General features: G+C 63.2%; 17 protein-coding genes. 12 read left to right on the forward strand and 5 right to left on the reverse strand.

Going from position 1 to position 14,967, the window contains the following annotated elements; translation table 11 throughout:
• Window positions 1–14: 14 nt before the first annotated feature.
• Genes C7H85_RS06000 through C7H85_RS06010 form a run of 3 tightly spaced genes read left to right on the forward strand, consistent with a single transcriptional unit; the run spans window position 15 to window position 1,317 of the window.
• On the forward strand, window positions 15–242 hold the full coding sequence (locus tag C7H85_RS06000; protein WP_106728813.1) for a DUF2789 domain-containing protein: 228 nt from the start codon (window positions 15–17) through the stop codon (window positions 240–242).
• Between the two features lie 17 nt (window positions 243–259).
• A complete protein-coding gene (locus C7H85_RS06005) occupies window positions 260–544 on the forward strand; it encodes a hypothetical protein (protein ID WP_106728814.1) in 285 nt (94 codons plus the stop codon).
• Window positions 544–1,317, forward strand: a complete 774-nt coding sequence (locus tag C7H85_RS06010) for a Zn-ribbon-containing protein (protein ID WP_106728815.1) — start codon at window positions 544–546, stop codon at window positions 1,315–1,317. Before C7H85_RS06005 ends, C7H85_RS06010 begins: the two co-directional genes overlap by 1 nt.
• Before the next feature lie 4 nt (window positions 1,318–1,321).
• On the opposite strand, the gene C7H85_RS06015 is transcribed toward C7H85_RS06010, so the two are convergent.
• Window positions 1,322–1,852: a SecY-interacting protein Syd gene (locus C7H85_RS06015; protein ID WP_106728816.1), complete on the reverse strand. Its 531-nt coding sequence runs from the start codon at window positions 1,850–1,852 to the stop codon at window positions 1,322–1,324.
• A gap of 55 nt (window positions 1,853–1,907) precedes the next feature.
• Here C7H85_RS06015 and queF point away from each other — a divergent pair, with 55 nt between their 5' ends.
• The 7 genes from queF (at window position 1,908) to C7H85_RS06050 (ending at window position 10,503) form a co-directional block, all read left to right on the forward strand.
• Window positions 1,908–2,759: an NADPH-dependent 7-cyano-7-deazaguanine reductase QueF gene (queF, locus tag C7H85_RS06020; protein WP_106728817.1), complete on the forward strand. Its 852-nt coding sequence runs from the start codon at window positions 1,908–1,910 to the stop codon at window positions 2,757–2,759.
• 215 nt (window positions 2,760–2,974) lie between these two features.
• Entirely contained in the window at window positions 2,975–5,137 is a 2,163-nt protein-coding gene (locus C7H85_RS06025; protein ID WP_245879586.1) for a tetratricopeptide repeat protein, read from the forward strand.
• Between the two features lie 64 nt (window positions 5,138–5,201).
• Complete coding sequence (locus tag C7H85_RS06030) at window positions 5,202–6,713, forward strand: GGDEF domain-containing protein (protein ID WP_106729379.1); 1,512 nt, start codon at window positions 5,202–5,204, stop codon at window positions 6,711–6,713.
• Window positions 6,714–6,742: 29 nt separating this feature from the next.
• Entirely contained in the window at window positions 6,743–8,098 is a 1,356-nt protein-coding gene (gene ppnN / locus C7H85_RS06035) for a nucleotide 5'-monophosphate nucleosidase PpnN (RefSeq protein WP_106728819.1), read from the forward strand.
• A 43-nt stretch (window positions 8,099–8,141) separates the two neighbouring features.
• Complete coding sequence (xni, locus tag C7H85_RS06040; RefSeq protein WP_106728820.1) at window positions 8,142–8,924, forward strand: flap endonuclease Xni; 783 nt, start codon at window positions 8,142–8,144, stop codon at window positions 8,922–8,924.
• An 80-nt stretch (window positions 8,925–9,004) separates the two neighbouring features.
• Window positions 9,005–10,012 carry an isocitrate dehydrogenase gene (locus tag C7H85_RS06045; RefSeq protein WP_106728821.1) on the forward strand — a complete coding sequence of 336 codons (1,008 nt, stop codon included), beginning with the start codon at window positions 9,005–9,007 and terminating at the stop codon, window positions 10,010–10,012.
• Between the two features lie 95 nt (window positions 10,013–10,107).
• Complete coding sequence (locus C7H85_RS06050) at window positions 10,108–10,503, forward strand: hypothetical protein (protein ID WP_106728822.1); 396 nt, start codon at window positions 10,108–10,110, stop codon at window positions 10,501–10,503.
• Here C7H85_RS06050 and rlmM read toward each other — a convergent pair.
• Genes rlmM through C7H85_RS06070 form a run of 4 tightly spaced genes read right to left on the reverse strand, consistent with a single transcriptional unit; the run spans window position 10,480 to window position 13,466 of the window.
• Window positions 10,480–11,571, reverse strand: coding sequence for a 23S rRNA (cytidine(2498)-2'-O)-methyltransferase RlmM (rlmM, locus tag C7H85_RS06055; RefSeq protein WP_106728823.1), 1,092 nt, complete (start codon window positions 11,569–11,571; stop codon window positions 10,480–10,482). The two genes, C7H85_RS06050 and rlmM, sit on opposite strands and share 24 nt — an antisense overlap.
• Window positions 11,568–11,954 (reverse strand): DUF423 domain-containing protein, encoded by a 387-nt coding sequence (locus C7H85_RS06060; RefSeq protein WP_210433583.1) that lies wholly within the window; start codon window positions 11,952–11,954, stop codon window positions 11,568–11,570. Before C7H85_RS06060 ends, rlmM begins: the two co-directional genes overlap by 4 nt.
• On the reverse strand, window positions 11,944–12,558 hold the full coding sequence (locus tag C7H85_RS06065) for an alpha/beta fold hydrolase (RefSeq protein ID WP_106728824.1): 615 nt from the start codon (window positions 12,556–12,558) through the stop codon (window positions 11,944–11,946). Before C7H85_RS06065 ends, C7H85_RS06060 begins: the two co-directional genes overlap by 11 nt.
• Window positions 12,555–13,466, reverse strand: coding sequence for a transcriptional regulator GcvA (locus tag C7H85_RS06070; RefSeq protein WP_106728825.1), 912 nt, complete (start codon window positions 13,464–13,466; stop codon window positions 12,555–12,557). The genes C7H85_RS06065 and C7H85_RS06070 overlap by 4 nt, the downstream gene beginning before the upstream one ends.
• A 219-nt stretch (window positions 13,467–13,685) precedes the next feature.
• Between C7H85_RS06070 and C7H85_RS06075 the strand changes: the two genes are divergently transcribed.
• A complete protein-coding gene (locus tag C7H85_RS06075) occupies window positions 13,686–14,309 on the forward strand; it encodes a DUF2726 domain-containing protein (RefSeq protein WP_106728826.1) in 624 nt (207 codons plus the stop codon).
• A 107-nt stretch (window positions 14,310–14,416) separates the two neighbouring features.
• Window positions 14,417–14,965: a DUF3750 domain-containing protein gene (locus C7H85_RS06080; protein ID WP_106728827.1), complete on the forward strand. Its 549-nt coding sequence runs from the start codon at window positions 14,417–14,419 to the stop codon at window positions 14,963–14,965.
• The last annotated feature ends 2 nt before the right edge of the window (window positions 14,966–14,967 follow it).

A 14,967-nucleotide genomic window follows, 5' to 3' on the forward strand; every position in this document is an offset into this window, starting at 1 on the left:
CAAAGGAGGCAGTTATGGAACATATTACCCACCCTTTCAGCGAACTGTTTGAGCAACTGGGGCTGGACGCCAGCCACCAGGGCATTGAGCACTTTCTGAGCTCGCACCGGCTGCCACCCGACGTCGAGCTGGTGGATGCGCCCTTCTGGAGCCGTGCCCAGGCCGGTTTTCTGAAGGAGGGACTGCAAAACGACTCGGACTGGGCCGAAGTCATCGATCAGCTCAATGCCAGTCTGCGATAATCCCAAACGGAGCCAAGATGTCCAACCAGGATATTATCAACGCCATTCACGGCCTGATGCGTGAAGGCAAGAGCATCACCACCGCCTCGGTCAAGGCCCGGCTGAACGGACCGGTCAACATGGCACAGCTGCTGCAGCTGGTCAGCCGTTACAAACAGTCGCCGGACAGCCTGCCGGCGGCGGACAACCCCGCCCCGGCCGCACCCGAAACGGCCGGCCAGCAACCGGAGCTGGCCGCCCGGGTCGCCGAGCTGGAGGCCCGGGTGGCCCGGCTGGAACAGTGGCTGGAGCAAAAGCGCTGATGTGGATCTGCGAACTCAGTTTCGACTGCTATCAGGATATCGAGCTGGCCGAGGCGGAGCCGGCCATCCGTCAGTTGCTCGACGCACTGCGCTACAACGGCCAAATCCTGGGGCGGGAGTTTCCCACCGCCATTCACCAGGGCTGGCTCGGCAGCCGGGTGGTCTGCCCGGAAAAGGACAGCCTGCATCCCCGTCATTACAGCCGCCAGGTGGAACAGGCCATCGCCCGGCTGCATCAGGTCGGGCTGACCAGCCCCAAGGTACAACTGCGGGGCCAGGATCTGAATTCGGACACCACCGACCACTGCGCGGAACGCGGCTGGCAGGTGCTGTACACCAGCTATCTGCATACCTGCTCGCCGCTGCGCTGCGGCGAGCATTTCGCCCCTGTCCCGCTGTACCGGATACCGCCGGTGGCCAACGGGGATTTCAAGCAGGTGCTGAAGTGGCAGGAAGACTGGGAAGCCTGCGATCAGCTGCAGATGAACGGCTCCATCCTCGAGCACGGTGCCGTGCTCGAGCTGAGTGAGCCCGACAGCCGGCTGGCCCGGCGCGGACGGGATCTGGCCAAGCGCATCGAATACCTGACCCGGGTGCCCACCTTCTATTATCTGTACCGGGTGGGCGGAGACAGTCTGGAGCATGAACGACAACGTCCCTGCCCCGGCTGTGGCGGCGCCTGGCAACTGGCCGAGCCGGTACATGAGATCTTCGACTTTATCTGCGAGCCCTGCCGGCTGGTGTCCAATCTGTCCTGGGATTTCAAGGATTGAGCCCTTAACAGGGCTCCAGCCGCCGCAGAAAGCTGGCCAGGCTCGGCGCCAGCACGCCGATCCGGCCTTTCCCCAGCCGCTCCAGCAACACTTCTCCGCTGGTGTTGTCCAGGGTCACCAGGCGCTGCTCGTCGCGGCAGGAGGCAATAAACCAGCTCGCCGGCAGCCCCAGCTTGCGCAGCATCAGCTGATGGCCGATCTGGTTTTGCTGCAGCCGCTCGTAGTCGTCCTGGTTCCAGGGCTGCAGCAGGCTGAGAAAGAGCCCCTTGAAACAGACTTCGAGGTTGCCGGCGAAGTAATGGCCATAGAAGGCGCCCAGGCTCGGATGCACCTGCATCGCCAGGGCATCGGCGACATTGTCGAAGCGGCCGGGCTCGGGACGGCGCCAGGGCTGCCAGCCGACCCGCCCCTGGTGGGCCGGCAACAGTTCGGCCGGGGATGGCGCCGCCGGATCATGCACCGCCAGCAGCCCCTGGCCGGTGCGCCGGCATCGTTCGAACAACTCGCCGAGCGCCATCTCCACTTGATCTTGCATGCCAAAGTCCCACAATAAGGCCTAGATAGGCGCATTCTAGCAACCGGAACCCGAAATGACACCCGAACAGAAATACCAGCAGAGCCAGGCACTGGATGCCCTGCCCCTGGGCAAACACAGCAGCTACGTGTGCGAATACGACGCCGGCCAGCTGCAACCCGTGCCGCGCAGCCTGAACCGGGACGATCTCGGCCTCACCGCCGACAACCTGCCCTTCGGCGGCGAAGACCTGTGGAACCTGTACGAACTCTCCTGGCTCACCCCTCGGGGCAAACCGGTGGTGGCCATGGGCGAAGTGCATATTCCCGCCACCAGCGTCAACCTGATCGAGTCCAAGTCGTTCAAGCTGTATCTGAACAGCTTCAATCAGAGCAAGTTCGACAGCATGGACGAGGTGGCCGACATCCTCACCCGGGATCTGTCGCTCTGTGCCGAAGGCCGGGTCAGGGTGCGGCTCTACGAGCTGGGCGCCGCCCCCGCCCAGTTCGGGGTCATGCCCGGCGACTGCATCGACGATCTGGATATCGAGATCGACCGCTACCAGCCCGACGACAGCCTGCTGAACGACGCCACCGAGCCGCTCGAGGTACACGAGACCCTGCATTCCCACCTGCTCAAGTCCAACTGCCTGGTCACCGGCCAGCCCGACTGGGGCAGCGTGATGATCCGCTACCAGGGCCCGAAAATACGCCGGGACGCCCTGCTGCGCTACCTGGTGTCCTTCCGCCAGCACAACGAATTCCATGAACAGTGCGTGGAGCGCATCTTCATGGATCTGATGCAGCACTGCCGCCCCCGGGAGCTCACCGTTTATGCCCGCTATACCCGTCGTGGCGGCCTGGACATCAATCCCTACCGCAGCAACGTGGCCGGCAAGGCGGCCAATGTCCGGCTGCTGCGCCAGTAAACCGAGCCCCGGGCCAGCGCACATTACCCCGGCCGGACGGTCGCCACAACTGGACTCAGCCCGGCCGGCTCCGTAAACTGCCTGTCTCACTGCATTTTTCGGTAATCGTTATTGTGATCTTGTCTGTCGCCGTTTTGGTATCGCATCTGGCCGGCGCGCCCGCGCTGTCCCCATACCAACCCGAGCCCACTGAATTGCAGCGGGCGCGACAGCTCATGCTGAGCCGTCCCAACGAGTGCGTCGCCCTGACCAACTACTTCCTGCAACGCAAGGAAGCGGATCCGGCGCAGATGATAAGCTCGCGGCAGGACTTCGATCACCAGGAGCAGGCCCGCCTTTACCGCACCCGGGAGCAGACCTTCGCCGCCTGGCAGATCCAGGCCCTGTGCCAGGCCAATGAAGGTCTGCTGCTGCCGGCCGATGTCAGCATCAACCAGGCCATCGAACTGGCCAGGCGCCACCGGCAGCCGGAGGTGCAAGCCGCCAGCCTGCTGCTCAAGGCCAAGCTGGCCCTGGCCGGCCGGCAGCCCGCGCAGGCCCGGCAGCTGCTGGACAACGCCATGCCCCTGCTGCCGGCACCCGCCGAAGACGACGAGCCCGACCCGCTGCGACAATCCTGGCAACTGCTGGATGCCGCCACCCTGCTCGGCCAGCAACGATACGATGAGGCCCGCTCCGGGTTCGAGCAGATACGGCTCGCCGCGCTCAAGCAGGGCGACAGTACCCTCCAGGCCTGGGCCAATTACCAGTTGGGCGAGTATTACCTGCTGTTGCAACAGGGCGAGCTGGCCCTGTCCCATTTCGTGGAAACCCTGGATCTGCTGAGCCAGCGCCGCCAGTACTATCTCAAGGCGATGGCCGCGGACAAGGCCGCCACCCTTTACGCCAACCAGGGCGACGGCGAGCAGGCGGTACACTACGCCAACCTGGCCACCACCGAATTTGAGTTGCTGGGCAACAGTCCGCTGCTGATCGGCTCCCTGCTCAACCTGGGGCGGGTCACCCGGGCCGGCGGCGATGCCAACCTGGCCCTGGTGTATTTTTTCAATGCCCTCGACCTGGTCCGGGTCCAGGGCGACACCCAACTGATGGCCCGGCTTTACCTGGAGATCGGCCAGTCCTACCGGCACCTGAAAACCTTTGCCGAGGCCCGGCATTACCTCAACCTGGCCCGTACCGGCTTCGAGCTCAATCAGGACATTCCCCGCCAGACCGACACCCTGTTGCAACTGGGCCAACTGCATCAGGAACAGCAGGAACCGGGGCTCGCCCTGCTGCAGCTGGAGCAGGCCCGTAAACTGGCGGAGCAGCAAGACGACGTGCCCCGCCTGATCGAAAGTCACCGCCTGCTGGCCCGGCTGTTCGAAGGCAGCGGCAACATGACCCAGGCGCTGCACCACCAGAAGGCGTTTCATGCCTACTACGAGCGGGCCTCGCAACTCAACCGGCTGCTCACCCAGAGCCTGGTCCAGGAAAGCGATCAGCAGTTGCAACAGGAGCGGGAACTGGCCGAGCTGCGCCGGCAAAACGAACTGCTGCAACAGGACCGGCAGCGCTTCGCTCTGCTGGCCACCAGCCTGAGCCTGATCGCACCCTTGCTGCTCTATGGTCTGGTGCGCAACCATATTCGCAGTCGCCGGCTACAGCAGGAGAACCGGGAGCTGCACCAGTCGCTGCAACTCGAGCCCAGGACCGGCCTGCCCAACTGGCGCCAGTTGATGCAGCGGCTGCCCCAGGAAATGGCCAAACGCCAACAGCGCTCGGAACAGTGGTATCTGAATGAAACCGAAGCGCAGCCCTTCAACGACAAGATTTACTACTTCCTGCTGCACGTGCCCTTCATGGCGGATCTCAGCGAACGGCTGGGGCTGGATCACGCCCGTCAGATCCAGAAAAAGCTGGGCGACTACCTGCAGGGGCGCATTCATCCCAAGGCCCGGATCTACGACCTGCGCGAAGGCCAGTTCATCTACGTGATCTCCCAGCGCCAGGTGGTGGATCTGCACCAGACCCTGTCCAGCCTGGAGCGGATGTTTGCTGAATTTCCCTGCAATTTCGAGCTTGATCGCCGCCTGGCTATCGGTATTATCGGACATCCGTTCCTGCCCAAAGCCCCCCATGCCCTGGACGACATGCGACTGGGAGATATTCTTTACTTGGCCATGGCGGCCGCCCACCAGCTGGCCGAACAGACCGGCGAACTGGCCTGGGTGGAGCTGTTGGCGGTAGACTGCCAGCAGGCCGCTTTTTTCAATGGCGATATTCGCCACTGCTGTATCCGGGCTATTCTGAAAGGGCTGGTCAAGGTAAACAGTTCACATAAAAAACAACAGATTGACTGGCGTGCCCTGGCACCCGAGCCAGCAGCCTTAATATAATTTTCACAGGCCCGCCTGCGCTCGGGTTTAATGGTGAATAATGGACGATATCAACGATAAACAGATGTTAATGGAACTGGCATCGGTTATTGAAAAACTGGGCGATATGCTCCCCCATCTGCGGCAGTACGAGGGTCAGGTGGCCATGCCTTCCCGGGCCGGCCAACCGCCGCCCCAGCCCGCCCCCCTCGGCAGCCTGCTCGAACACTGGCAAAAGCTGTTTCCGGGCCAGAAGGAAAAAAGCGCAGAGCCGCCCCCCCCGCCCCGGTCCGACACCGGCCTGGCGGCAGAGTTTGAGCAACTGCTGGAGCGGCTGCGCCATGCCGCCCTGCTGTTCGGCCGCAAACAACAGGTGGATGGCCAGAAACTTCAGCAGGCGACGCGCGAGCTGGAGCAGTCGCCGTTCCGCTCGGCCCACACCGACAACCTGCTGGCCGAGCTCGTTCGCCTGGACGGGGACGACCATCAGCCCCATATCTGGGCGCTGCTGGAGTATTACCATGCCGCCCTGCGCCAGTTGGTCGAGCAGGAACGCCGTTGCCAAAGCCATCACCACGAGCTCTGCGCCAAGCTGCAGCAACTCATAGATGAATTGCATTTTTCCGGTGAAATCGGCGATGAGCTCGGCAAGATACAGCAAAAGTTACTACAGCAGGTCAGCATATCGGCCCTGCCCCCGCTCTGCCTTCGCCTGATCGAGCTCACCATAGAAGGGTGCCGGCAAGAACGCCAGAATTCGGCGACCTTTCTCCTCAAACTGAACGAAAACCTCGGTGAAATGCATCATAACGTTGCCATTTCCCTCAGCGAGGGCCAGGCCCTGCTCGATGCCCGCACCCATCATGGCCACCATATCGCCGGCGAGCTCAGGGCCATCGGCGAACATCTGGTCAGCCAGAGCAATGCCCGGCTGAAAGAGGAAATCGAGCTGCGCATGCGCAGCATCACCCATATCATGGCCCAGCACGAACGGTTGCAGGAGCGGGAGCAGTCCCTGCTCAACCGCATGAACGCCATGGAACAGCAGATCAACGAGCTGAAAAACGAGACCGCGCAATACAGACAGCGGCTCAGCGCCCAGAATGAGAAACTGTTCATCGACAACCTGACCCAGATTTACAACAGAGCCGCCATGGAAGAGCGGCTGGAAGTGGAATACCGGCGCTGGCTGCGCCACCAGGATCCGCTCTGCATCGCCCTGCTCGATATCGATCACTTCAAGGAAATCAACGACAACTACGGACACCTCGCCGGCGACAAGGCCCTGCGCCTGATTGCCCGCATCATTCAGAAGTCATTGCGGGAATCCGACTTCGTGGCCCGCTTCGGCGGCGAAGAGTTCGTGATCCTGCTGCCCGGGGTCAACCCGGACAAACTCGAAAAACCACTGGAAAAACTGCGGGAGCAAATCAAGAATATTCCGTTTCGATTCAAAGACGAGCGCGTCACCATCACCGCATCCATCGGTGCCACCCTGCTCAGGAAAGGGGACTGCACCACTTCAGCCATGGAGCGCGCCGACCAGGCCCTGTACCAAGCCAAACGCGCGGGACGCAATCAGATAGTCGTGGCCTGAACACATCACCTTAATTCACGGGAGTGGCGATGATCACCCATATCAATCCGGTCGGCAGCATGAACCTGCTGTCGCAACTCGAAGTCGATCGCCTGAAACAGTCCGCCTCCGGCGATCTGTATCAGCTGTTTCGCAACTGTGCCCTGGCGGTACTCAACTCCGGCAGCAAGACCGACAGCTCCAAGGAGATACTCGAACGCTACAAGTCGTTCAATATCAACGTGATCCGGCGCGAACGAGGGGTCAAGCTGGAGCTGTTCAATCCACCCGAGCACGCCTTCGTCGACGGCGACATCATCCGCGGCATCCAGGATCACCTGTTCTCGGTGCTGCGCGACATCATCTACGTCAACAGCCAGCTGCAGAGCCAGGGCCAGTTCAACCTGACCGCTTCCCTGCACATTACCGATCTGGTGTTCGCCATCCTGCGCAACGCCCGGGCGGTGCATCCGGGGGTGGATCCCAACCTGGCCGTCTGCTGGGGCGGCCATTCCATCAATCCGGTGGAGTACCAGTATACCCGCGAAGTCGGCAACGAACTGGGCCTGCGGGAGATGAACATCTGCACCGGCTGTGGCCCGGGGGCAATGGAAGGCCCGATGAAGGGCGCCGCCGTGGGCCATGCCAAGCAGCGGGTCAGCGGCAGCCGCTATATCGGCCTGACCGAGCCCTCGATCATCGCCGCCGAGCCACCCAATCCCATCGTCAACGAGCTGGTGATACTGCCGGACATCGAAAAACGGCTGGAGGCCTTCGTCCGCCTGGCTCACGGCATCATCATCTTCCCCGGCGGCGTGGGTACCGCCGAGGAGATCCTCTATATCCTCGGCATCATGATGCACCCGGAAAACCGCCATCAGCCCATGCCGATCATCCTCACCGGGCCCAAGGAAAGCGCCAGCTATTTCCGCAGCGTCGATGAGTTCATCGGCAATACCCTGGGGCCCGATGCCCAGTCGCTGTACCAGATCATCATCGATGATCCGGCCGAAGTGGCGCGGCGGGTGAAGAGCGCCATGCCGCTGGTGCGGGACTACCGCAAGTCGGTGGGCGACGCTTACTCCTTCAACTGGTCGCTGAAGATAGAGCCCGAGTTCCAGCTGCCGTTTCTGCCGGATCATGACAGCATGGCCAATCTCAACCTGCACTGGGAGCAGGCCCCGCAGCAGCTGGCCGCCAACCTGCGCCGGGCCTTTTCCGGTATAGTGGCGGGCAACGTCAAGGAAGGCGGCATTCGCGCCATCGAGAAGAAGGGCCCCTTCCTGATCAATGGCGATCCCAAGCTGATGAAGATGATGGACAAGCTGCTGCAACAGTTCGTGGAACAGCAGCGCATGAAACTGCCGGGCGCCCAGTACGTGCCCTGCTACCAGATCAACCGATAACGACGATGAGACCGGGCCCCGCCCGGCCTCCTCCTTCCGGCCTATGCAACTGCTTATTCTCGACGCCCTCAATCTTATCCGCCGGCTCTACGCGGTTCAGGAAAACCGGCACCCGGACCCGGCCACCCGGCTGGCGGCCACCGGCGCGGCCCTGAACCATGCCGCCGGCCGGCTGCTCGGCCAATTCGCTCCCAGCCACGTAGTGGCGGTGTTCGACGGCGCGCCCGTCGGCTTTCGCCACCGTCTGTACCCGGACTACAAGGCGGGCCGCACGCCCATGCCCGCCGAGCTCGCCGGTTACCTCGGCCAGCTGCAGCAGGGACTGTGGCGGCTGGGGATCGACGCCCTGCTCTCCGACACCGACGAAGCCGACGATCTGATCGCCACCCTGGCCCGGCGGCTGTCCCGGCACGCCGGGAAAACGCTGATCGTCTCCACCGACAAGGGCTTCTGCCAGCTGCTCGATCCCCATATCCGCATCTGGGATCACTTTAATCAGCGCTGGCTGGACGCGGCTCATGTACGGCAGCACCATGGCCTCGACCCCGAGCAACTGGTCGATTACTGGGCGCTGACCGGCCAGTCCGGCAGCCAGATCAGGGGGGTGCCGGGCATCGGCCCCAAGCGGGCGAAGACGCTGTTGCAACAATTCGGCAACCTGGACACTCTGTTGGTCACGCCCCCGGTAGCGAAAGAGGAAAAAATCGTTCACCTGCATAAGAATGAAGCATTACTCGCCAGGCAGCTGGTGAAACTGGTGGATGATATTGAGCTGGGCTTCAACCTGAAGGATCTGCGATACCGGCCTTCGACTAAAGAGCCATAGGCAAAAAGCGGCAAAAATGTTATAAAAGCGGGGCAACACAACTTCCCCTACCTTTATAAACTGATAACGGAACGCTGCCCATGAGTAAACGCAGTATTACCGTGATCCCGGGCGATGGTATTGGTCCCAGCATTATCGATGCCGCCCTGCAAATCCTGGATCACGCCGGTTGTGACTTTCATTACGACTACGCCGACGCAGGCCTGGTAGCCCTGGAAAAACACGGTGAACTTCTCCCCCAAGACACCCTCGACCTGATAGCCAAGAACAAGATTACCCTGAAAGGCCCCCTGACTACCCCGGTTGGCGGCGGCTTCACCTCCATCAACGTCTCCCTGCGCAAGCTCTTCAACCTGTATGCCAACGTCCGTCCGGTGGTCTCCTTCGAAGGCACCAGGAGCCGGTTCGAGAACATCGACATCATCACCATTCGCGAGAACACCGAAGGCATGTATTCCGGTGCCGGCCAGAAGCGCGCCGACGACAACGCCAGCGCCGAGGCGATGAGCATCATCACCCGCGAAGGCGCCGAGCGCATCGTGGTGTTCGCCTTCGAGCTGGCCCGCAACGAAGGACGCAAGAAAGTCACCATAGTGCACAAGGCCAACATCCTGAAGTCCACCTCCGGCCTGTTCCTGGACGTGGCCCGGGAAGTCGCCCAGCGTTATCCGGACATCGAAACCAACGAGATGATCGTGGACGCCGCCTGCATGAACCTGGTGATGTACCCCGAGCGCTTCGATGTCATCGTCACCACCAACCTGTTCGGCGATATCCTGTCGGATCTCTGCGCCGGCCTGGTCGGTGGCCTGGGCATGGCGCCCGGCGCCAACATCGGCAAGGAAGTGGCGATTTTCGAGGCGGTGCACGGCTCCGCGCCGGACATCGCCGGCCAGAACATCGCCAACCCCTGTTCGGTGATCCTGGCTTCCATCCAGCTGCTGGAGCACCTGGGGATGCAGGATAAGGCCCGCCGGATCCGCGAGGCGGTGCGCAAGACCATCGCCGAAGGCAAGACGGTCACCCGGGATCTGGGCGGCAACGCCAGCACCACCGAGTTCACCCAGGCCATTATCGCCAACCTGTAACCGGCTCGCGGCTCCCGCCCGGGAGCCGCTTTAATCCCGCCCCCGCCGGTCCGGCGCTGCTATAGTTAGTGATATCGCTTAATGAGGCACCGCTCATGGACGGACGGCTGGTTCTCATCTTTTGGCTACTTCCCCTGCCGTTGCTGGCCAACGACCCGGAATGGCGCTTTACCCTCAATCCCCCGAGCATGATCGGCGAGCAGCCCCGGCGCTACGGACTGGACATCGAGCTCAGGGAAAACGAAGAAGGCCGCGCACGGCTGGCCGCCTATCCGCGGCTGCAGCTGACCCCGCAAAGCTCGGTGAGCCTGTCGCTCAAGGACTACAGGCCCAATCTCAACTTCGACGGCCGTCGCTACAAGGCGTCGCTGCGGCTGCGGGGGGATGGGGTCAAACTCAGCATCCGGCCGACCGATCCGCGCAACCGGCTGGAAATCGACCTCAAGGTGACCGACGACGAGTCCGGCCTAGACCTTAGGTACAAGTTTTGACACCTTGCGCGGCTGGAACACGTGCACGGTGATCTCTTCCCGGTCGTGATACAGCTGCTTGGCCTGCACCTGAAAGCCGCCCAGCTCCTCCAGCTTGTCCTTCAGCTGTTGCAGGTTGTACACCGCCTCGGCGTAGCGTTTCTTCATCGGCAGCTTGAGGTTGAACATCGCCTCCTGGCAGTCTTCGCTGAGCAGCCAGTCTGCCATCAGCGCCACCACCCGGGCCGGTTTTTCCACCATGTCGCACACCAGCCAGTACACGTTCTTGCGCACCGGCCGGAACTTGAAGCCATCTTCCCGATAGTGCTTGACCTGGCCGGTCTCCATCAGCGAGGGGCTCATGGGGCCGTTGTCCACCGCCGCCACCATCATGCCCCTGGCCACCAGCTGGTGGGTCCAGCCGCCGGGCGCCGCCCCCAGATCGACCGCGCGCAGGCCCGAAGTCAGCCGGGTTTCCCACTCCTCCCGGGGAATGAACACATGGAAGGCCTCTTCCAGCTTAAGGCTGGAACGACTGGGCGCATCGGCGGGAAAGCGCAGCCGGGGAATGCCCATGTGGAAGGGCGAGTGGTTGTAGGAATAGGAATAACCCAGCATCAGCCGGTTGTTGGCCAGGAAAAACAGGTGCAGGGTGGGCCTGTTGCGGGCCTCGGCCCGGGTCAGCAGCTCTTTGCCGCGCAGCGCCTGGCGTACCGGCACGGTAAACTTGCGGCAAAAACGCGACAGCTCCTTACCCTCGTTGGTGTCTGGGGTTTCCACCCGGATATCGCCGCACAGGGGCATGCCCTCGGCCGCCGCCAGTATGGGGCCGATGCGATCCTCCAGCGGCAGCTCGGTCAGTTCGGCCCACACCACCAGCATCTGGCGGGCGAAGATCAGCTCCCGGAACGGTAGCTTACGCGCCAGCAGATCACCGTCTTCCGGCTGGAAGCATTCGTAAACCACATGGCCGCTGTCGTCCTTGGCGCGGGCAAAACCAGGACAACCCATTGTCGCCGCCCTGTCCTGAATTTCCGCTGCCGCCTCTTTCTCGAAACCGGGGCGGCAATAAATCAATAACTGTTTCATTCAGACCTCAACCAGGCACGACCAGCCAGCAGTATGCTCAGCCAGCCCACCATAAAACACAGGCCGCCCACAGGGGTCAGCCAGGCAATGCCCCTGCTGCCGAGCAGCACCAGGGCGTAAATACTGCCACTGAACAACAGGGTGCCCAGGGCGAAACCGGCGCCGGCCCAGTGCAGACCGGCCACCGCCTTGTAGCGCAGCGCCAGGCTCACCAGCAGCAGCGCCAGCGCGTGATAGAACTGATACTGTACCGCGGTGCCGAAGGCCGCGAGCTGGGCGGCAGACACGCCACTGCCGGCCAGGCCGTGGGCACCGTAGGCGCCCAGGGCGGTGGCGCTCAGGCCGGACAGCCCCGCCAGGTAAAACCACCATTTAGTCAGCAAGAACAAAACTCCTCATCTGCGCCACCACCAGCGCCAGGTTGCGCGCCAGGGTGGTACCCGACGACTTGCGCGGGCTGAAGCCGTGATCGCCATCCCTGACCCAGCAGGTTTCCACCCCGTCGGCCAGGTCATAGCCGGCCACGGCGTCGCGGTTGCCAAAGCTGTCCCGCTCTCCCTGCACCAGCAGGGTCGGAGTCGCGATGCTGGCCAGGTGCTGGCCGCGAAAGCGTTCCGGCTTGCCCGGGGGATGAAAGGGGAAGCCCAGCAGGAGCAGTCCCCGGGGCGAGAGTTCGTCGGCCACCAGCGAGGCCATGCGCCCGCCCATCGACTTGCCCGCCAGGAACAACCGGGGATGGGCGAAGGCCGCCGCCATGTCCCGCCAGCAGTCCAGCAGCACCGGTTCCCTGTCTGGCGGTCGGCGGCGGCCGTCCTGCTGGCTCTTCTGCATATAGGGAAACTCGAAACGGATCACCTGGATGTGCGCGTCCGCCAGCCCTTCGGCCAGGCTCGCCATCACCGGGTGCTCCATGCCCGCGCCGGCGCCGTGGGCCAGCAGCACCCGGTTCGGCGCCTGGTCGGAACCGTTGAACAGTACCTTGCTCATCCGTTCACTGCCTTCTGTTTTTCTTCCTTGGTCACCAGGGCCAGCATCCATTCGCGAAAGGCGGCGATCTTGCCCAGCGCCGCCTGGGATTCGTGGCACACCAGGTAATAGGCGTTCTTGGACATCAACACCTGCTCGAAGGGACACACCAGCCGGCCCGCGTCGATCTCCGGCTGGGTCAGCACGCTGTGGCCCAGGGCCACCCCCTGGCCGTGGATGGCGGCCTGGATCACCATCGACGAGTGGCTGAAGATGGGCCCCTGGTTGACATTGGCCGCCTGGATATCGAGCTGCTTGAACCAGGCCTTCCAGTCCCGCCGCGAGGTATCGTGCAGCAGGGTATGGCGAGTCAGATCCTCCGGTGTTTTCAGTGGCTTGGTGCCCATCAGCAGCATCGGCGAGCACACCGGGATCAGGTACTCGGTGTGTAGCTTGTCGGCACGCAGTCCCGGCCAGTTGCCCTTGCCGTAGTAGATGGCCACGTCCACATCGTCGGTGAGCGAGCCTTCGTCCAAATCCACCGCCTTGATGCGCACGTCGATGTCCGGGTGCACCTCGCTGAACCGCACCAGCCGGGGCACCAGCCACTGGATGGCGAAACTCGGCTGCAGGCTGACGGTGAGCGCCCCCTTGGCGCTGCGCGCCAGCAGCCGCTCGGTGGCATCGGAGATGGCGGAAAAGATGTCCTTTATTTCCAGAAAGTAGCTCTGTCCTTCCTCGGTCAGCAGCAGGGAGCGGTTGCGCCGGCGAAACAGCTTGATGCCCAGGTATTCTTCCAGCCCCTTGATCTGATGGCTGATGGCCGCCTGGGTCACGAACAGCTCTTCCGCCGCCCGGGTAAAACTCAGGTTGCGGGCTGCGGCTTCAAATGCCTTGAGCGCATTGAGCGGGGGTAGTCGCCGGGACATCCAGACCTCGATAAGGTTTTCTAATGGCGGGGATTATAGGTGGCCGGCGTGCGACAAGCCAGCGCCGCCATCGGCCAGTGCGATATTCGTTATCCGCCTCCCCCCTTCCGCCCGGCGGACCGGCCCCGAAACGGTGCGAGGAAGATTCATTTTATCCGCCCGCCTCTGTTACACTGGGACGGCATCGATCCCACTTTTCAGCGACAGACCCTGCATCCTATGATTGATCTGCTTCCCGTGTCCCTGCTCGACTGGCTGGTGCTCAGCCTGGTCAGCCTGCTGGTCGTTTTCCTGCTGTTCGGCCTGCTGCGCCGGCTGTGGCGGGGGGCTCCCAAACATCCCTATCAGCAGAAACTGCTGTTCAGCCCCGAGTCCGCCGCCGCCCTGCGCCTGCTCGACCACACCATGGGCCGCGAGCTGCGGGTCTTTGCCGCCGTGCGCCTCTGTGACCTGCTGGAGCTGAATCCCCGGCTGAAAAAGGCCCACAGGGAGCAGGCCTGGCACGCCCTGTACGGCGAAAAGCTGGACTTTGTGCTCTGCTCGCCCAAGGATCTGAAGGTCCGGGTCGGGGTGGCGCTGGTGGACGACAGCCTGAGCGAGGCCGACGGCCGCCACCGGCACCGGCTGCTGCAGGGCATCAGCGACGCCGGTCTGCCGCTGATCCACCTGTCGCCCAAGGACTGGCCCACCCCGGAAGCACTGCGCGAGGAAATCCTGGCGGCCATCAAGCGCCAGCCGGTCGCGCCCTCCGCCGTCGCTAGCGGCCGCGGCCGGGTCGAGCCGGTGCTCAAGCTGCCCGACGAGGATGACGCAGACAACAACGAGCCCCGCTTCCGGCTGTAGCAGCCGGTGTCTCCGGCCCGGGACCCGGCCAGTTCGGCCGACTGAATGACAACGGGGCGAGAGCGGGTCCGTTACTGTATTCCTTCTTTTCATATGGAGCCGAAACCATGGCCAGACTGATCCTGCTGTTGTTGCTGACTACCCTCGGCGCCTGCTCGGCGGAAGGCTGGCAGTCGGCCAGCCGGGCACCGGCCGGGATAGCGCCGGATCCGGCCACCACTCCGGAGGCGGTGATCCAGGTTTACGGGGCCGATGCCTGGGGCTGGCGCGGCTGGTTCGCCATTCATACCTGGATTGCGGTCAAGCCCAGCCATGCCGACCGCTACACCGTCTACGAGGTGGTGGGCTGGCGCACCCGGCGTGGCCTGTCGGCCCTGCGGGTGGCTCAGGAAGTGCATCCGGATCGCTACTGGTTCGGCGCAGAACCGGAGGTCCTGCTCGACAAGCGCGGTGACGGGGTGGACCGGCTGATCACCGAGATCGAACAGGCGGTGCGGGACTACCCCTGGAAGGACGAATACCGGGTCTTTCCCGGCCCCAACAGCAATACCTTTCCGGCCTGGGTGGCCCGGCGGGTCCCCGGGCTGGGGCTGGAGCTGCCGTTCAGTGCCATCGGCAGCGGCTGGATCCGGACCCTGCCCGCCACCGCCCCCTGAAT

It is taken from the genome of Zobellella endophytica, assembly GCF_003012775.1.
GTDB lineage: Bacteria > Pseudomonadota > Gammaproteobacteria > Enterobacterales > Aeromonadaceae > Oceanimonas > Oceanimonas endophytica.